Annotated in this window: 19 protein-coding genes and 1 rRNA gene; 15 read left to right on the top strand and 5 right to left on the bottom strand. The window is 66.1% G+C overall.

The window, feature by feature from the left end:
- Positions 1-84: ribosomal RNA gene (gene rrf / locus H7U20_RS31135) — 5S ribosomal RNA — on the top strand; the annotation flags it as partial.
- A gap of 172 nt (positions 85-256) precedes the next feature.
- Here the strand turns inward: rrf and H7U20_RS29210 are convergent.
- From H7U20_RS29210 to H7U20_RS29195, 4 genes are all read right to left on the bottom strand, one after another.
- Entirely contained in the window at positions 257-598 is a 342-nt protein-coding gene (locus H7U20_RS29210) for a DUF1840 domain-containing protein (protein WP_199762637.1), read from the bottom strand.
- Positions 599-730: 132 nt separating this feature from the next.
- The gene (locus tag H7U20_RS29205) at positions 731-1,276 is read right to left on the bottom strand and encodes a hypothetical protein (protein ID WP_199762636.1); all 546 of its coding nucleotides are present in this window, start codon (positions 1,274-1,276) and stop codon (positions 731-733) included.
- 46 nt (positions 1,277-1,322) lie between these two features.
- A complete protein-coding gene (locus H7U20_RS29200) occupies positions 1,323-2,834 on the bottom strand; it encodes a YifB family Mg chelatase-like AAA ATPase (protein WP_199762635.1) in 1,512 nt (503 codons plus the stop codon).
- A 296-nt stretch (positions 2,835-3,130) separates the two neighbouring features.
- Positions 3,131-3,376 (bottom strand): accessory factor UbiK family protein, encoded by a 246-nt coding sequence (locus H7U20_RS29195; RefSeq protein WP_199762634.1) that lies wholly within the window; start codon positions 3,374-3,376, stop codon positions 3,131-3,133.
- Between the two features lie 265 nt (positions 3,377-3,641).
- On the opposite strand from H7U20_RS29195, the gene H7U20_RS29190 reads away from it, so the two are divergent.
- The 13 genes from H7U20_RS29190 to H7U20_RS29130 all read left to right on the top strand — a co-directional run bounded on the left by H7U20_RS29190 (position 3,642) and on the right by H7U20_RS29130 (position 16,500).
- On the top strand, positions 3,642-4,397 hold the full coding sequence (locus H7U20_RS29190; protein WP_199762633.1) for a TorF family putative porin: 756 nt from the start codon (positions 3,642-3,644) through the stop codon (positions 4,395-4,397).
- An 11-nt stretch (positions 4,398-4,408) separates the two neighbouring features.
- Positions 4,409-4,747, top strand: coding sequence for a P-II family nitrogen regulator (locus tag H7U20_RS29185; RefSeq protein ID WP_010393464.1), 339 nt, complete (start codon positions 4,409-4,411; stop codon positions 4,745-4,747).
- Between the two features lie 11 nt (positions 4,748-4,758).
- Positions 4,759-6,324, top strand: a complete 1,566-nt coding sequence (locus H7U20_RS29180) for an ammonium transporter (protein ID WP_199762632.1) — start codon at positions 4,759-4,761, stop codon at positions 6,322-6,324.
- Between the two features lie 178 nt (positions 6,325-6,502).
- Positions 6,503-7,804 carry a glutamate--cysteine ligase gene (gshA, locus tag H7U20_RS29175; RefSeq protein ID WP_199762631.1) on the top strand — a complete coding sequence of 434 codons (1,302 nt, stop codon included), beginning with the start codon at positions 6,503-6,505 and terminating at the stop codon, positions 7,802-7,804.
- An 82-nt stretch (positions 7,805-7,886) separates the two neighbouring features.
- Positions 7,887-8,825 (top strand): glutathione synthase, encoded by a 939-nt coding sequence (gene gshB, locus H7U20_RS29170; RefSeq protein WP_199762630.1) that lies wholly within the window; start codon positions 7,887-7,889, stop codon positions 8,823-8,825.
- 66 nt (positions 8,826-8,891) lie between these two features.
- Positions 8,892-9,299: a PTS sugar transporter subunit IIA gene (locus tag H7U20_RS29165; protein ID WP_199762629.1), complete on the top strand. Its 408-nt coding sequence runs from the start codon at positions 8,892-8,894 to the stop codon at positions 9,297-9,299.
- Positions 9,300-9,364: 65 nt separating this feature from the next.
- Positions 9,365-9,634, top strand: a complete 270-nt coding sequence (locus H7U20_RS29160) for an HPr family phosphocarrier protein (RefSeq protein WP_199762628.1) — start codon at positions 9,365-9,367, stop codon at positions 9,632-9,634.
- Between the two features lie 44 nt (positions 9,635-9,678).
- A complete protein-coding gene (ptsP, locus tag H7U20_RS29155) occupies positions 9,679-11,421 on the top strand; it encodes a phosphoenolpyruvate--protein phosphotransferase (RefSeq protein WP_199762627.1) in 1,743 nt (580 codons plus the stop codon).
- A 191-nt stretch (positions 11,422-11,612) separates the two neighbouring features.
- On the top strand, positions 11,613-12,818 hold the full coding sequence (gene metX, locus H7U20_RS29150) for a homoserine O-succinyltransferase MetX (protein WP_255522899.1): 1,206 nt from the start codon (positions 11,613-11,615) through the stop codon (positions 12,816-12,818).
- Positions 12,815-13,426, top strand: a complete 612-nt coding sequence (metW, locus tag H7U20_RS29145; protein WP_199762626.1) for a methionine biosynthesis protein MetW — start codon at positions 12,815-12,817, stop codon at positions 13,424-13,426. Before metX ends, metW begins: the two co-directional genes overlap by 4 nt.
- Entirely contained in the window at positions 13,426-14,676 is a 1,251-nt protein-coding gene (locus H7U20_RS29140) for an AmpG family muropeptide MFS transporter (protein WP_199762625.1), read from the top strand. Before metW ends, H7U20_RS29140 begins: the two co-directional genes overlap by 1 nt.
- Positions 14,673-15,584, top strand: coding sequence for a M48 family metallopeptidase (locus H7U20_RS29135; RefSeq protein ID WP_199762624.1), 912 nt, complete (start codon positions 14,673-14,675; stop codon positions 15,582-15,584). The genes H7U20_RS29140 and H7U20_RS29135 overlap by 4 nt, the downstream gene beginning before the upstream one ends.
- Before the next feature lie 7 nt (positions 15,585-15,591).
- Positions 15,592-16,500: a pseudouridine synthase gene (locus H7U20_RS29130; protein ID WP_199762623.1), complete on the top strand. Its 909-nt coding sequence runs from the start codon at positions 15,592-15,594 to the stop codon at positions 16,498-16,500.
- A 109-nt stretch (positions 16,501-16,609) separates the two neighbouring features.
- Here the strand turns inward: H7U20_RS29130 and H7U20_RS29125 are convergent, their stop codons facing one another.
- The gene (locus H7U20_RS29125) at positions 16,610-17,380 is read right to left on the bottom strand and encodes an exodeoxyribonuclease III (protein ID WP_199762622.1); all 771 of its coding nucleotides are present in this window, start codon (positions 17,378-17,380) and stop codon (positions 16,610-16,612) included.
- A 184-nt stretch (positions 17,381-17,564) separates the two neighbouring features.
- Here H7U20_RS29125 and pyrE point away from each other — a divergent pair, with 184 nt between their 5' ends.
- Positions 17,565-18,230, top strand: a complete 666-nt coding sequence (gene pyrE, locus H7U20_RS29120; RefSeq protein ID WP_199762621.1) for an orotate phosphoribosyltransferase — start codon at positions 17,565-17,567, stop codon at positions 18,228-18,230.
- Positions 18,231-18,261: the final 31 nt, after the last annotated feature.

Genomic DNA, 18,261 nt, shown 5'->3' with positions numbered 1-18,261 from the left:
CCTTCCCATCCCGAACAGGACCGTGAAACAACTCTGCGCCGATGATAGTGCTGCAACCAGTGTGAAAGTAGGTTATCGTCAGGCTAGTTATATAGTAGTAGTGAAAAACCCCCATCAGCCTGAACGCGATCAAGATCGCGTTCGGTGCAGATGGGGGTTTTTTACGTCTTAAGTTTCGACCTTACGAAAAATACCCGTGTGTGGATGTCATGGCCAAGGCCAGCGCATCCACACACGGGTTGTTCATCTCAGGTGTTTAGACGCCCCAGATAATATCGTTGCCATCCTGCTTGGCCGCTCGCAGCATTTCCAGCAGCGGGTAGGCGCGCGCAGCGAAGCCGACGCGCTGTTGTATGACGCGCTCCTGGGTTTCATTTTCTTCCAGCTCATGGGTGTGGATGTCATGTTCGACATCCACTTCGGGATGTTGTTTGCTGAGCGCCACCTCGTGCTCGAGCAGCGACAGGGCGGTTGCCGCCTCGGCGGCGGTGATCACGCCCCGGGTAGGACTCTTGTGCAGCAGATCCAGTATGCGTTGTGCATGCTCTTGATACATCAGGAGTTCTGGCGATGATTTGGATTTAAATGTAATCAACATAAGCGCTTTCCGAGTCTTGTTGTTAGTAACTCCAAACAATAGCATGACTTGTCATTTTGAATATTTCAGTATGTTGACAAGGTACTTCCGATTCAGCAAACAAGGGCCGTCCGTGGTTTTTACTGTTGAAACTTAGTTCAGTTTAAAGGAGCTCAGGAAGGTGTCAACTGTCTCCCGCACAATGTGTTTTTCCCGCCCCATGATGATGATTTGATAGATCCGTTTGTCCTTGGCGACGAAGCGGCCGATCAGCAGCATGGGCTCGCCGTTGCGCGAGCCCTTCGCCTCGACGTCCAACGTGGTTTGCTGCGCGGCGGCGCTACCGTTGCCCGACGACAGCGCCGCCACCTTCTCGGCGGTGACGCTGGCGTTGATGTTCTTGAGCAGCGCCGTCTTCATCGTCGGCAAGGCCAGCTGGGCCTTGGCCGCGTCCGCCAGCAGGGCGCTGCCGACGGCGAAGGTGATGCCGTCGACCTCGGCGGCGGCCATGGTCATGCTCACCTCGCTGCCGTCGAGGTCGATATTGCGGGTTTGCGTTGCCGGCTTTCCAGGGAACAGCACGGCGTAGGGCGCGTCATTGCTGCGATAGTCGCGCCAATCGAATTTGGGGCTGCAGGCGGACAGGACGACACCGCTCAGGGCCGTCGCCAACAGGAGGGGAAGGGATAGTTTTCGCATGCCTGATGGTAGCAGGCTGCGGGGCTTGCGGGCAAACGGCGCGACCTCAGCGCTCGCGCAGCACGCGCCGGTACTGTATCGCCTCAGCCACATGCGCCTTATTGATGTCGCGCGCGCCGGCCAGGTCGGCGACGCTGCGGGCCACCCGCAGCACGCGGTGATAGGCGCGCGCCGACCATTGGAACTGGTGCATGCTGGTGCGCAGCAGATGTTCGCCCGCGCTGTCGGGCTTGCAGTGGCGGTCTACCTCGCGCGGCAGCAGTTGCTGGTTGTTCTTGTGTTGGCGTTGCAACTGGCGCAGATGGGCCTGTTCGACGCGCGCCGCGATGACGGCGCTGCTGTCGCCATCGGCGGCGGCGGCCAGGGTTTCCGGTGCCACGGCGCTCATTTCGATCTGGATGTCGATGCGGTCGAGCAGCGGACCGGAGATGCGGCTCTGGTAGCGCAGCACCGTATCGGGCGAACAGCGGCATTGACCGCTGGCATGGCCTTGGTAACCGCAGGGGCAGGGATTCATCGCGGCGATCAGCTGGAAGCGGGCGGGAAACTCGGCCTGCTGCGCCGCGCGTGAAATGACGATGCGACCCGATTCCATCGGTTCGCGCAGCACATCGAGCACGCGGCGGTCGAATTCCGGCAGCTCGTCGAGGAACAGCACGCCGCAATGGGCCAGCGAGATCTCGCCCGGCCGGGGCTGGCCGCCGCCGCCGACCAAGGCCGGCCCCGAGGCGGTGTGGTGCGGCGCGCGGTACGGCCGGCGCTTCCACAGCTCGGGGTTGAAGCGGCCGCGCAAGGACTGCACGGCGGCCGATTCCAGCGCCTCGGCGTCACTCATCGGCGGCAACAGGCCGACGAAGCGGCTGGCCAGCATGGTCTTGCCGGTGCCCGGCGAGCCGACCAGCAGCACGCTATGGCCGCCCGCCGCCGCCACCTCGAGCGCGCGCTTGGCGAGGAACTGGCCTTTCACCTCGGCGAAATCGGGATACTCGGCGGCCACCACCAACAGGCTGGGCTGGTGGCGCTGCAAGGCGGCGTCCGGCGTCAGGGCGGCGAAGTGGGCGCACACTTGCAACAGCGAGCGGGCCGGGTAGATGGCGGCGCCGGCCACCAGCGCCGCCTCGTCGGCGTTGGCCTGCGGCACGATGAAGGCATGCTCGGCGCCGTCGCGGCGCATGGCGAAGGACATCGCCAGCGCGCCGCGGATGGGACGCAACTCGCCCGACAGCGACAGTTCGCCGGCGTATTCATAGCGGTGCAGTTGGCCGGAGGGAAGCTGGCGCGAGGCGGCCAGGATGCCGAGGGCGATCGGCAGGTCGAAGCGGCCGGATTCCTTGGGCAGGTCGGCCGGCGCCAGGTTGACGGTGATGCGTTGGGCCGGCATCTCGAAGCCGCCATTTTGGATCGCGGCGCGGACCCGGTCGCGCGCCTCTTTGACTTCGGTCTCGGGCAGGCCGACGATGGTGAAGGAGGGCAGACCGTTGGCCAGGTGCACCTCGACGCTCACTTCCGGCGCCTCCATGCCGGTCAGGGCGCGGCTTTTCAGCACGGCTAAGCTCATCGGATTCCTCGCTCGGGAAGGACGGGACTGCAGCTGAAATCGTAGAGCGCGGCGGCAGCGGCGCCTTGCGCCAGACTAAGCGCGCGGCGGTTAGGCGGGGGACTGTTGTCGCGACTGTTGCCAGCGGACGGACGCGCCCGGGCGATGCATGGGCCTGCCAATTTCGCAACAGTAGCGAAGCGCTAGTTGCGCCGACGGGGCCGTGGTCACGCGGCGGTCATACGGCGGCACCATGCTGGTGCCATGACTGCGCGCCGGCGGCCTCGGCCAGGCCGCGCCGGCACAGGTGCGGGTGCTTACTTCTCGCCGCCGAGGCGCGCTTCCAGCTCGGCCAGGCGCGTCTCCACCGCTTCGAGCTTGCTGCGGGTCTTGGCCAGCACCTGGGCCTGGATGTCGAACTCCTCGCGGGTGACCAGATCGAGGCGCGAAAAGCCCTGGGTCATCATCGATTTGACGTTCTTTTCGATGTCTTTGGCCGGCGAATTCTCGATGGCCTGATTGATCTTGCTCTGCAAGTCGTTAAAAAAAGTATTCATGTCCATGATAGTCCTTGATATGGCCGACAATGCAACGCACCATTGCAGTGCACTTCGGCCTTAATGTGGTGCGAATTTTTGATACTGACTAGTGCGCCGACCGCGATTCTCACCTCAGCCTGCTTCCATCCGCTTGCTTCGTCTCTGCCGCAACTGCCAGTCCGGCAATATTAGCTGGCACGCATTCTGCTACAGAAGCTTGGGAAAGCTTTTGATCAGCCTCGATTTTAAACCGCAACCGCTACTAAAGTTCAATTCAAAGGAAATCGCCATGACAAGCCTCACCAAGAATCTCACTCTTGCCGCCGCACTGACCTTGGCCTTTGCCTCCTTCGGCGGGGGCGCCGTCCATGCGGAAGAGGCCGCTGCGGCCAAGCCGGACAACGAAGTCAGCTACAACGCCGCGTTGACCAGCGATTACCGTTTCCGCGGCATTTCGCAATCGCGCCTGAATCCGGCCCTGCAAGGCGGGGCGGATTATACCCACAACCCTAGCGGTTTCTACGCCGGCACCTGGCTGTCGACGATCAAGTGGACCAAGGACGCGGGCGGCGACGGCGACATCGAATGGGACCTCTACGGCGGCAAGCGCGGCGAGATCAGCAAGGACATCGCCTACGACGTCGGCGGCCTGTACTACTTCTACCCGTCCAACGGCCTGCACCCCAGCGCCAACACCTTCGAACTGTACGGCCAGTTGTCGGCCGGCCCGTTCTCGGTCAAATACTCGCACTCGACCACCAATCTGTTCGGCTTTGTCGACAGCAAGAACAGCGGCTACCTGGAGGCGGCCTTCACCTACGACGTCTACGACGGTTACAACCTGGGCCTGCACGTCGGCCACCAGAACGTCAAGAACAACGGCGCCGCCAGCTACAGCGACTACAAGGTCGGCGTGAGCAAGGACTTCGGCTTCGCCACCGTGGCGCTGGCCGCCGTCTACGCCGACAGCGACGCCTACGTCACCCCGGCCGGCAAAAGCACCGCCAAGACCGGCGCTGTCCTGACCATTTCCAAAACCTTCTAAGCGAGGCCAGCATGAAAATGATTACCGCCATCATCAAGCCGTTCAAGCTCGACGAGGTACGTGAGGCCTTGTCCGCCATCAACGTCCAAGGCATCACCGTCACCGAGGTCAAGGGTTTCGGCCGGCAAAAAGGCCACACCGAACTGTATCGCGGCGCCGAATACGTGGTCGATTTCCTGCCCAAGACCAAGATCGAGGCGGCCGTCGATGACGCCATCGTCGACCAGGCGATCGAGGCGATCGAGGGCGCCGCGCGCACCGGCAAGATCGGCGACGGCAAGATCTTCGTCTACAACCTGGAGCAGGTGATCCGCATCCGCACCGGCGAAACCGGCAACGAAGCACTTTAAGGGGAACATTAATGAAAAGAACAATAACCAGGTTGCTTGCTGGGGCCGCTTTCCTGTTTGCATGTAACGCCGCCGCGCCGGCCCTCGCCGCCGACGAAGCCAAGCCGGCCGCGTCCGCGCCGGCCGCCGAGGCCGCACCGGCCGCCAGCGCCGCCGCGCCGGCTCCTGCTCCTGTGGCAGCGCCGGTCGCCGCGCCCGCCGCCGGTGCCGCCGCCGCGCCGGTCGCCGCGCCGGCCGCCGCCGCGCCCACCCCGAACAAGGGCGACACGGCATGGATGATGACCTCGACCTTGTTGGTCATCATGATGACCATCCCCGGCCTGGCCCTGTTCTACGGCGGCTTGGTGCGCTCGAAAAACATGCTGTCGATCCTGTTGCAAGTGTTCATGATCTTCGCCGTCATCATCGTGCTGTGGTGCATCTACGGCTACTCGCTGGCCTTCACCGAGGGCAACGCCTTCTACGGCGGTTTCGACCGCATGTTCCTGAACGGCATCTGGGATCCGGCCAAGGCCGCCTTCTCGACCGCCGCCACCTTCAGCAAGGGTGTCGTGCTGCCTGAGTTCGTCTATGTCGCCTTCCAGGCCACCTTCGCCGCGATCACCTGCGCGTTGATCATCGGCGCCTTCGCCGAGCGCGCCAAGTTCGTCGCCGTGCTGGCCTTCGTGGTGTTGTGGTTCACCTTCTCCTACCTGCCGATCGCCCACATGGTCTGGTTCTGGACCGGTCCGGACGCCATCAAGGACGCCGCCAGCGCCGCCACCGAAGGCGTCAAGGCCGGCTGGCTGTTCCAGAAAGGCGCGTTGGACTTCGCCGGCGGCACCGTGGTGCACATCAACGCCGCCGTCGCCGGCCTGGTCGGCGCCTTCATGATCGGCAAACGCGTCGGCTACGGCCGCGAATCGATGGCGCCGCACTCGCTGACCATGACCATGATCGGCGCCTCGCTGTTGTGGGTCGGCTGGTTCGGCTTCAACGCCGGTTCGGCGCTGGAAGCGGGCGACGTCGCCGCCCTGGCCTTCATCAACACCTTGTTGGCCACCGCCGCCGCGACCATGTCGTGGGTCGGCGGCGAGTGGCTCGCCAAGGGCAAGCCGTCGATGCTGGGCGGCGCCTCCGGCGCGGTGGCCGGCCTGGTGGCGATCACCCCGGCCTGCGGTTTCGTCGGTCCGATGGGCGCCTTGATCATCGGCCTGCTGGCTGGTATCGTCTGCCTGTGGGGTGTGAACGGTCTGAAACGCCTGCTCGGCGCCGACGACTCGCTCGACGTGTTCGGTGTGCACGGCGTCGGCGGTATCCTCGGCGCGCTGCTGACCGGCGTGTTCGCCGCGCCTTCGCTGGGCGGCCAGGGCATCTTCGACTACGTCAGCAACAAGATGTCGACCGATGCTTATTCGATCATCGGCCAGGTGACCACCCAGGCCACCGCCGTCGGCACCACCATCGTCTGGTCGGGCATCGTCTCGCTGATCGCCTACAAGCTGGTCGACGTGGTGATCGGCCTGCGCGTGCCGGAAGAGGAAGAGCGCGAAGGCCTGGACATCACCAGCCACGGCGAGTCGGCCTACCACGCCTGACCGTCGGCCGGACCGGCCCGCCGCGCGCGGGCCAGCCGAAAGCGCCCCAGCATGGGGCGCTTTTTTCGTTTCCGGCCTTTAAAACGCAGTTTCCGCCCCGATTTGGGGTACTTGCACGGTAATATAGACAGCTCGGTGTGCTTTGGACCTGCCCGGCACACATATTAAGGAAGTAACCATGGTTCCCCATCTCGTCACGGCCCTGACCGGACCGCTGCTCGACCTCGAAGAAAAAATCCTCGCCGCCACGCCGGCCATCGAACGCTGGTTCCGTCTCGAGTGGCAGGAGCACACGCCGCCGTTCTATTGCTCGGTCGACATGCGCAACGCCGGCTACAAGCTGGCCCCGGTCGACACCAACCTGTTCCCCGGCGGCTTCAACAACCTGGCCACCGAGATGCTGCCGCTGTCCGTGCAGGCCGCCATGGCCGCCATCGACAAGTATTGCCCCGACGCCCGCAACCTGCTGTTGATCCCCGAAGTGCACGAGCGCCATCCGCGCTACCTGCAGAACGTGGCGCGGCTGATGCAGATCTTCCGCCAGACCGGACTGCACGTGCGGCTCGGCTCGCTGTCGCCGGAGATCACCCAGCCGACCCCGTTGGCTTTGCCCGACGGCAACATGCTGGTCATCGAGCCCCTGCTGCGCTCGGCCAACGGCCGCCGCCTGGGCCTGAAGGACTTCGACCCCTGCACCATCCTGCTCAACAACGACCTGTCGGCCGGCATCCCGGAGATTTTGCAGAACATCCACGAGCAGAGCCTGCTGCCGCCGCTGCACGCCGGCTGGGCGCTGCGCCGCAAGAGCAACCACTTCGCCGCCTACGACGAGGTGGCCAAGAAGTTCGGCAAGCTGATCGGCGTCGACCCGTGGATGCTCAACCCCTTCCACGCCAAGTGCGGCGAGGTCGACTTCCTCACCGGCGAGGGCGAGGAGTGCCTGGTGGCCAACATCGACACCCTGCTGGCCAAGATCAAGAAGAAGTACAAGGAATACGGCATCAAGGACCACAAGCCCTTCGTCATCCTGAAACCCGACGCCGGCACCTACGGCACCGGCATCCTGACCATCAAGGACTCGGCCGAGATCAAGGCGCTGACGCCGGCCCAGCGCGCCCGCCTGTCGGTGGTCAAGGACGGCAAGGTGGTCAGCGACATCATCATCCAGGAGGGCGTGCCGACCTTCGAGAGCATCAAGGACGCCGTCGCCGAGCCGGTGGTCTACATGATCGACCGCTATGTGGTGGGCGGCTTCTACCGCGTCCACGCCGAGAAGGGCGTCGACCAGAACCTCAACGCGCCCGGCTCGCAGTACGTGCCGCTGGCCTTCGCCCAGCAGCACGCCGTGCCCGACCTGAAGGCCAAGCCGGGCACGGCGGCGCCGAACCGCTTCTACGTCTACGGCGTGGTGGCGCGGCTGGCCCTGCTGGCCGCCTCGCTGGAGATGGAACGCACCGATCCGAACCCGGAAGTCTACTGAACCCGGCGTCCGGCCGGGGCCGCCCGAGGTGCCGGCGGCCGACATCGGCTAAAATCAGGCATTACCCAGAATGGATGCGCCCATGAAAATCGCTTTCCTCGCCGATCCCCTGGCAGGCTTCAAGACCTACAAGGATTCGACCTACGCCATGATGGTCGAGGCCGACCGCCGCGGCCACGCCGTCTACGCCTTCGAACAGAAGGACATGGCGCTCGACGGCGGCAGCGTGTTCGCCAACGCCGCCCGCATCACGCTGACCGGCGACGCCGCCGACTGGTACCGCGCCGCGCCGCAGCACGAGACCGAGCTGTCGACCTTCGACGCCATCGTCCAGCGCAAGGACCCGCCGTTCGACATGGAGTACATCTACGGCACCTACCTGCTCGAGCTGGCCGAGCGCCAGGGCGCGCGGGTGTTCAACAAGCCCTCGGCGATCCGCGACCACAACGAGAAACTGTCGATCGCCCAGTTCTCGCAGTACACCGCGCCGACCCTGGTGACCTCGAACGAGGCGCGCATCCGCGCCTTCCAGGCCAGGCACGGCGACATCATCCTCAAGCCGCTCGACGGCATGGGCGGCGCCGGCGTGTTCCGCATCAACGCCGACGGCCTGAACCTGGGCGCCGTCATCGAGACGCTGAGCGACAACGGCCGCCGCACCATCATGGCGCAACGCTACATTCCGGAGATCGTCAAGGGCGACAAGCGCATCCTGCTCATCAACGGCAAGGCGGTGCCGTTCTCGCTGGCGCGCATTCCGCAGGCCGGCGAGGTGCGCGGCAACCTGGCCGCCGGCGGCACCGGCGTGGCGCAGCCGCTGACGGCGCGCGACCGCGAGATCGCCGAGGCGCTCGGCCCGCAACTGGCCGCGCGCGGCCTGTTGCTGGTAGGATTGGACGTGATCGGCGACTTCCTCACCGAGGTCAACGTCACCAGCCCGACCTGCTTCCAGGAGATCAGCCAGCAGGCCGGCTTCGACGTCGCCGCCATGTTCATCGACGCGGTGGAGCAGGCGCGATGACGCGGCGGCGGACGAATTGCACGGCGCGCGTTGCAAAACGCTCGCCCTCACTGGCGGATTAGGCATATGGTTGGCATACTGCTGATGACACACGCGCCGCTGGGCCAGGCCTTCATCGCCGCCTGCGCCCACGTGTTCCGTGGTCCGACCGAGCGGCTCGAGGCGATCGACGTCACCGCCGACCAGGACCTGGCCGAGGTGCAGACGATGGCGGCGGCCGCCATCGCCCGCCTCGACGAGGGCGACGGCGTGCTGGTGATCACCGACGTCAAGGGCGGCACGCCGGCCAACTGTTGCAACAAGCTGGCCGACGCCGGCCGCGTCGAGGTGATCGCCGGCATCAGCCTGCCGATGCTGCTGCGCGCCATCACCTACCGGCGCGACGCGCTCGACGTGGTGGTGGAGATGGCCCTGGCCGGGGCGCAGAACGGCGCGGTGCGGGTCGACAACCGCATCCGCGTGGGACAGAACTAGGGTAGCCGCCGCGCCGGCCGTGGCGGCGGTTTTTGCAGTGCGCACTGATTGAGACGACATAAAAAATGATTCAACAAGAACTTGAGATTATCAACAAGCTTGGTTTGCATGCGCGCGCCTCGGCCAAATTCACCCAGCTGGCGGCGAAGTTTCAAAGCGACGTCTGGCTCACCCGCAACGCCAGGCGCATCAACGCCAAGTCCATCATGGGCGTCATGATGCTGGCCGCCGGCAAGGGCGCCAAGGTCACGCTGGAGGCCGACGGCAGCGACGAGCAGGACTGCATCAGCGCGCTGGCCGCGCTGGTCAACGACAAGTTTGGCGAAGGCGAGTAATGCCCGCTGAGAACAGCCGCCCCCGTACTCTGACAGGTCCACCGATGGCATCGTTCACGCTTCACGGCATTCCCGTATCCCGCGGCATCGCGATCGGCCGGGCCCACCTGCTGGCGCCGGCCGCGCTCGACGTCAAGCATTACCTGATCACCGAGGAGCACCTCGAGGCCGAGGTGCGCCGCCTGCAGCAGGCGCTGGCCGCCGTGCACAAGGATCTGCAAACGCTGTGGCTGGAGCTGCCCAAGGACGCCCCCACCGAGCTGGGCGCCTTCATCGACGTGCACGCCCTGATCCTGTCGGACCCGATGATCTCCGAGGCGCCGCTGGACATCATCCGCAGCCGCCACTACAACGCCGAATGGGCGCTGCTGACCCAGATCGACGAGTTGTCGGCGCAGTTCGACGAGATCGAGGACCCCTACCTGCGCGAGCGCAAGGCCGACATCCAGCAGGTCGCCGAGCGCGTCCTGAAGGTCTTGCTGGGCAGCGAGCAGACCCTGCCCAAGACGCTCGGCGAGGAGCAGTTCCAGGCCCAGATGATCGTCGTCGCCCACGACATCTCGCCGGCCGACATGCTGCAGTTCCGCGACCGCTCCTTCGTCGGCTTCGTCACCGACGTCGGCGGGCAGAACTCGCACACCGCCATCGTCGCGCGCAGCCTGGACATTCCGGCGGCGGTCGGCATGTCGCAGGCCTCGACCCTGATCGAGCAGGACGACTGGCTGATCATCGACGGCGACGCCGGCGTGGTCATCGCCAACCCCAGCACCCTGGTGCTGGAGCAGTACCGCGAGCGCCAGGGCGCGCTGCAACGCGCCCGCAAGAAGCTCAACAAACTGAAGAAGACCCCGGCGGTGACGCGCGACGGCACCAGCATCACGCTGATGGCCAACATCGAGCTGCCCGACGACTGCGCCACCGCGCTGGAGGCGGGCGCCAACGGCGTCGGCCTGTTCCGCTCCGAGTTCCTGTTCATGGGCCGCAACAGCAAGATCCCCTCCGAGGACGAGCAGTTCGAGCAGTACCGGCGCGCCGTGGTGGCGATGAAGGGCCGGCCGGTGACCATCCGCACGCTCGACATCGGCGCCGACAAGCCGCTCGACCAGAGCGAGCATACCGCGCTCAACCCGGCGCTGGGCCTGCGGGCGATCCGCTACTGCCTGGCCGAGCCGCAGATCTTCCTGACCCAGCTGCGCGCCATCCTGCGCGCCTCGGCCTTCGGCAAGGTGCGCATCCTGATCCCGATGCTGGCGCACGCCTTCGAGATCGACCAGTCGCTGGCGATGATCGCCCAGGCCAAGGCCGAACTGCGCGAGGCCGACATCAAGTTCGACGACACGGTCGACGTCGGCGCGATGATCGAAATCCCGGCCGCCGCGCTGGCGCTGCCGATGTTCGTCAAGCGGATGGACTTCCTGTCGATCGGCACCAACGACCTGATCCAGTACACCCTGGCCATCGACCGGGTTGATTATGAGGTGGCGCACCTTTACAATCCACTCCATCCGGCGGTGCTGCAACTGATCGCCATGACCATCGCGGCCGGCCACAAGGCCGGCATCGACGTCGCCGTGTGCGGCGAGATGGCCGGCGACGTCAAGCTGACCCGCCTGCTGCTGGGCATGGGCCTGCGCGAGTTCTCCATGCATCCGGCCCAGCTGTTGTCGGTCAAGCAGGAGATCCTCAACAGCGACCTGGCGCGCATCACGCCGCAGACCCGCAAGGTCATGCGGGCGATGGAGCCGGCGGTGATCGCCGAGGCGGTCGCACAACTGCAACGCTTGTAAACACCGTCGCGCGGACTGTCATCTGGCCGCCGCGACGGGGCCGGAAGTACAGACCGGCGAGACGGCGAACAGGCCGACCGCGTGGCGGTCCGGCGGCGCCGATACTGTAAGCTGTCAGCCTGCGCCGCCCATCCTCGCGGCGGCGCATCATTTTTGGCCCGTGGGGCCGCTCCACCACCATCGACAATTTTATGCGATCCATTGGATACGTCACCCCGCAAACCATGCACTTCGCCGAGCCGCTGCGGCTGCAAAGCGGCGCCGCGCTGGCCGATTACACCCTGATGTACGAGACCTACGGCACGCTCAACGCCGACAAGTCGAACGCCGTGCTGGTCTGCCACGCGCTGAACGCCTCGCACCACGTCGCCGGCGAATACGCCGGCCAGCCGAAAAGCACCGGCTGGTGGGACAATATGGTCGGTCCCGGCAAGCCGCTCGACACCGACCGGTTCTTCGTCATCGGCGTCAACAACCTCGGTTCCTGCTTCGGCTCGACCGGGCCGATGCACACCAACCCGGCCACCGGCCAGCCCTACGGCGCCGCCTTCCCGGTGGTGACGGTGGAGGACTGGGTGGCGGCGCAGGCGCGCCTGGCCGACCAGCTGGGCATCAGCCAGTTCGCCGCCGTCATGGGCGGCTCGCTGGGCGGCATGCAGGCGCTGGCCTGGAGCATCCTGTTCCCCGAGCGCTTGCGCCATTGTGTGGTGATCGCCTCGACGGCCAAGCTGTCGGCGCAGAACATCGCCTTCAACGACGTGGCGCGCCAGGCCATCCTGTCCGACCCCGACTACCACGGCGGCGACTTCTACGCCCACGGCGTGGTGCCGAAGAACGGCCTGCGGGTGGCGCGCATGGTCGGCCACATCACCTACCTGTCGAACGACGACATGGCGGAAAAATTCGGCCGCAAGCTGCGCGACGTGGCCGCCGGCGGCGACTACAAGTTCGACTTCGGCGTCGACTTCGAGATCGAGTCCTACCTGCGCTACCAGGGCGACAAGTTCTCCGAGTACTTCGACGCCAACACCTATCTGTTGATCACCAAGGCGCTCGACTACTTCGACCCGGCGCGCGGCCACGGCGGCGACCTGGCCAAGGCGCTGGCCGGCACCAAGGCCAAGTTCTTCCTCGCCTCGTTCACCACCGACTGGCGCTTCTCGCCCGAGCGCAGCCGCGAGATCGTGCAGGCGCTGGTGTGCAACCGGCGCCGGGTGACCTACGCCGAGATCGACGCGCCGCACGGCCACGACGCCTTCCTGTTGGAGGACCCGCGCTACATGGACATGGTGCGCGCCTACTACCAGCAGGTCTGGTTGGAGACCAGCACAGCGGACCAAGCCGGCGCCACGCCGGCGCCATCGATCAAAGCAGTCGGCAGCAAGGAGCACGCATGAATTTCGACCAACTGAGCAGCGCCCGGCCGGACCTGGCCTTCATCGCCCACTGGGTGCCCAGGAGCGCCCACGTGCTCGACGTCGGCTGCGGCGACGGCGTCATGCTCGACTATCTGCAGAGCGACAAGCAGTGCAGCGGCTACGGCATCGAGATCGCCGACGACAAGGTGCTGGCCAGCACCCAGCGCGGCGTGCAGGTGATCCAGCAGGACATGGAGAAGGGCCTGGCGCTGTTCGGCGACGACTCCTTCGACACGGTGCTGTGCCTGTCCTCGCTGCAGATGATGAAGCACGTCGAGCGCCTGCTGCGCGACATCGTCCGGGTCGGCAAGGAGGCCATCGTCTCCTTCCCCAACTTCGCCTACTGGCCGCACCGCGTGGCGCTGCTGAAGGGCCGCATGCCGGTGTCGAAGTCGCTGCCCTACCAGTGGTACGACACGCCCAACGTGCGCTGCGCGACGATCAAGGACTTCCGCCAACTGGCCGAGGAGTGCGGCCTGGAGGTGGTCGACTGCGTCGCCCTGGCCGAGGGCCGCAGCGTCGGCGTGCTGCCCAACCTGCGCGGCGACCTGGCCGTGTTCCGTCTGCGTAAAAAGGCGGCCCACTGATGAACCGGACAGCGCAGCCGATCGCCAACTGGCACACTTATTTGAACCGCCGCATGGCTGCGCTGGTGGTGCTGGGCTTTAGCTCCGGCCTGCCGCTGTACATTTTGCTCAGCCTGATGCAGGCCTGGCTGGCCAAGTCGGGCCTGAGCCTGAAGGCCTTGGGCCTGTTCACGCTGTTGCAGTTCCCCTATTTCTGGAAATTCGCCTGGGCGCCGCTGATGGACCGCTTCAACTTCGGCGGCTTCGGCCGGCGCCGTGGTTGGATGGTGCTGACCCAGTGCGCGCTGTTCCTCGCCATCGGCGGCATGGGCATGCTCGACCCGCGCTTGCAGGTCGGCGCCGTGGTGGCGGCCACCGCGCTGGTGGCCTTCCTGTCGGCCAGCCAGGACATCGTCATCGACGCCTACCGCAGCGAGACGCTGAGCGAGCGCGAACAAGGCCTCGGCGCGGCCGTCTACGTCAACGCCTACAAGGTGTCGAGCATGGTGCCGGGCGCGCTGTCGCTGATCCTGGCCGACCGCATGGCCTGGCCGCCGGTGTTCTGGATCACCGCCGCCTTCATGCTGCCCGGCTTGTTGTGCGCCTTGCTGATCCGCGAGCCGCAGGTCTACGGCGAACGGCCGGCCACGCTGCGCCAGGCGGTCATCCTGCCGTTCAAGGAGTTCATCGAACGCGACGGCTGGCGCCGCGCGCTGTGGCTGCTGTCCTTCATCCTGCTCTACAAGATAGGCGACAGCATGGCCACCGCGCTGGCCACCAAGTTCTACCTCGACCTCGGCTTCAGCATGACCGAGATCGGCTGGGCCGCCAACACCACCGGCTTCTGGGCCAGCATCGCCGGCGGCATCGTCGGCGGCGTGTGGATGATCCGGCTGGGCATCAATCGCGGCCTGTGGGTGTTCGGCGCGCTGCAGGCAGTGGCCATCCTCGGTTTCGCCTGGCTGGCGCTGGCCGGCCCCAGCACGCCGCTGCTGGCCGGGGTGATCGGATTCGAGGCCTTCGCCAGCATGGGCCTGGGCGGCGCGGCGATGGTCGCCTTCATGTCGCGCTCGACCGACGCGCGCTACACCGCCACGCAGTACGCCCTGTTCTCCGCGCTGGCCTCGGTGCCGCGCATCTTCGTCAACGCCTCGGTCGGCTTCGTCATCGCCGAAACCGGCTGGTTCTGGTTCTTTATCGTGTGCTTCTTCCTGGCGTTTCCTGCCATGATGATGCTGCCGAAGATCGCACCATGGAATGCCAAACAATGAAAACCGCCAAACCCACGCTCCATAAGTTCCACACATTCGCCTTGCTGGCGCTGGCCGTCTGCGCCGGCGGCGGCCACGCGGCGGCGCCGCAAGGCGAGCCGGACGGCATCCCCGTCACCCGCATGTCGCGCATGCGGGTGTTCTCCGACCCGCAGCAGTTCGAGCAGCAGTCCAAGCTGCAGTACACCCAGCTGCTCAGCGAGGCCCAGCAGAAGCAGGCGCTGGTGGCGGCCAACCATCCGCAGGTGCTGCGCCTGCGCGCCATCGCCAAGCGGCTGATCCCCTACGCCACGCGCTGGAACCCCGAGGCGGCGCGTTGGCAGTGGGAGGTCAACCTGCTCAACTCGAAGCAGGTCAACGCCTTCTGCATGCCGGGCGGCCGCATCGCCTTCTTCAGCGGCATCCTGACCCAGCTCAACCTGACCGACGACGAGGTGGCCATCGTCATGGGCCACGAGATCGGCCACGCGCTGCGCGAGCACGGCCGCGAGCGCGCCGCCAAGTCGGAGGCCACCAACCTGGTCGGCAAGCTGGCCGGCGCCGGCCTGTCGGCCTGGCTCGGCGTCGATCCGCGCCTGACCGGCGCCGCCACCAACGCGGCGGCGCAGCTGACGGTGCTGCATTTCTCGCGCGAGGAAGAGACCGAGGCCGACATGGTCGGCCTGGACCTGGCCGCGCGCGCCGGCTACGACCCGCGCGCCGGCATCGCCCTGTGGCAGAAGATGGGCGCCGTCAGTCAGGGCCAGGGCCAGCCGCTGCCCTTCCTGTCGACCCACCCGAGCGGCGACAGCCGCATCGCCGAAATGAACAAGAACATGTCGCTGGTGCTGCCGGTGTACGCGCGCGCCAAAGGCGTGAAGCCGGATGCGCTGCCGGCCTACCGCAGCAGCGCCATCGCCACGCGCTGAGGTGGGCATGCTGAAACAGCAGCAAGGCCACGGCAAGGCGCCGCTGCCGATGCGCGACGGCGTCGCCGCCAGCTACCTGTGGCTGCCCGAGGGCCAGTGGCCGGACATGCTGAGCTTCATGGTGCGGCGCTACCCGGACGTCAGCGAGGACTCGTGGCGCGCGCGCATGGCGCGCGGCGACGTGGTCGACGCCGACGGCACGCCGCTGCAACCGGGCAGCGCCTACCGGCGCGGCATGCGCATCTTTTATTACCGCGAGCTGGAGCGCGAGACGCCGATCCCCTTCGCCGAGCAGATCCTGTTCCAGGACGAGCACCTGGTGGTGGTCGACAAGCCGCACTTCCTGCCGATGATACCGACCGGCCGCTTCCTGCACGAGACCTTGCTGGTGCGCTTGAAGAAGACCCTGGGCGAGGAGGAGTTGACGCCGATCCACCGGCTCGACCGCGAGACGGCCGGCGTGGTGATTTTTTCGCGCCGCCAGTCCAGCCGGGGCGCCTACCAGTCGATGTTCCAGAAGCGCGTCATCGAGAAGGAATACGAGGCGCTGGCGCCACGCCTGGCGGGACGCGAGTTCCCCTTCACCTACCGCAGCCGGATGGTCGACGGCGACAAGTTTTTTTTGATGCGCGAGGAGGAGGGCGAGCCGAATTCGGAGACGCTGATCGACGTCATCGAACACCGCGCCGACGCCACCCTGTACCGGCTGCGGCCACACACGGGACGCAAGCACCAGCTGCGCGTGCACTTGGCCGCGCTGGGCATCCCCATCGTCAACGACGCCTTCTATCCGCTGGCGCTGCCGTGCAAGCAGGACGACGTGTCGCAGCCGCTCAAGCTGTTGGCGCGGGCGATCGCCTTCACCGATCCCTTGACGGGATTGCGCCGCGAGTTCGCCAGCGCCCGCTCGCTGTAGCCGGCGCCGGCGCCGGCAAGACCCACCGGCGTAAATCTGGGGTCAGACCCGGCGGGTCTGACCCCGGCTCTTGCCGCCGGGTTTGGCCGGTATCCCGGCGCCCCTGGTTTTACAGCCGGTAGTCGATGGTCAACGGGGCGTGGTCGGAGAAACGCTCGTCCTTGTAGATCGACACCAGCTTGGCCTGCGCCGCGATGCCGGGGGTGGCGACGTGGTAGTCGATGCGCCAGCCGACGTTCTTGGCCCAGGCCTGGCCACGGTTGCTCCACCAGGTGTACTGCTCTTCGCGCTTGTCGAGGCCGCGATGGACGTCGACATAGCCGGCTTCGTCGAACACCTTGGTCAGCCAGGCGCGCTCCTCGGGCAGGAAGCCGGAGTTCTTCTTGTTGCCCTTCCAGTTCTTCAGGTCGATCTCGTGGTGGGCGATGTTCCAGTCGCCGCAGATGACCACCTCGCGGCCCTCGGCGCGCAGCGCCAGCAGGTGCGGCAGGAACAGGTCCATGAAGCGGAACTTGGCCTCCTGCCGTTCCGGCGACGACGAGCCGGACGGGCAGTACACCGAGATCACGGTCAAGGGACCGAAATCGCAGCGCACATAGCGTCCCTCGGCGTCGAACTCCGGGCTGCCGAAGCCGATCAGCACCTGGTCCGGCGCCGTCCGGCTGTAGACGCCGGTGCCGGAGTAACCCTTCTTCTCGGCGTAGTGGAAGTTGCCGTGGTAGCCGGGCGGATTGAGGAAGTCCTCGCTCATGTCGGGCGCCTGGGCCTTCAATTCCTGCACGCAGACGAAGTCGGCGTCCTGCGCCGCCATCCAGGTGAAGAAGCCCTTTTTGGCGGCGGAGCGGATGCCGTTCAGATTGGCGGAAATAATTTTTGGCATGGTGGTCGGGTCGAAAAAAGGTCGGAAAAGAGTCGAAAAAGCGTCGGCGGCGGGCCGCGAACAGGCCGGAAACGGCGCGCGAGGCGCTAGTTTATCGCGTTTCGCCGCCCGATGCGGACAGGCATTGATTGTCGCGCCGGGGCGGCGGGATTAAAATACAGGCACTTTTATGATACGGGGCAATATGAACAACTTACGGCAGGAATTTATCGCTTTCTCGGTCGGCACCGGCGTGCTGCGCTTTGGCGACTTCACCACCAAGGCGGGGCGCCAGTCGCCGTACTTCTTCAATGCCGGCCTGTTCCACGACGGCGCCACCCTGGCCCAGCTGGCCCAGTTCTACGCCCAGACCCTGCTCGACTCCGGCGTCGAGTTCGACATGCTGTTCGGTCCCGCCTACAAGGGCATCACGCTGGCCTCGGCCACCGCCGTGGCGCTGGCCGGCAAGGGCCGCAACACCTCGTTCGCCTTCAACCGCAAGGAAGCCAAGGACCACGGCGAGGGCGGCACCATCGTCGGCGCCAAGCTGCAGGGCAAGGTCGTCATCATCGACGACGTGATCTCGGCCGGCACCTCGGTGCGCGAATCGGTCGACATGATCCGCGCCGCCGGCGCCGAACCCTGCGCCGTGCTGATCGCGCTGGACCGGATGGAGCGCTCGGGCAAGGACGGCGCGCTGTCGCCCAGCTCGGCGGTGCAGGAAGTCAGCAAGACCTACAACATCCCGGTCATCTCGATCGGCAACCTGGACGACCTGTTCAGCTACCTGAACGGCGCCGGCGCCGACCCGCAATTGCAGCAGTACAAGGACGCGGTGGCGGCCTACCGCAGCCGTTACGGCGTGCAATAAGCCGCCGGGCGGCCGGCCGCGCCGGCGGCGC

The sequence above is a fragment of the Rugamonas violacea genome (assembly GCF_016461825.1).
Classification (GTDB): domain Bacteria; phylum Pseudomonadota; class Gammaproteobacteria; order Burkholderiales; family Burkholderiaceae_D; genus Rugamonas.
This window is presented reverse-complemented; position numbering and strand designations above follow the sequence as displayed.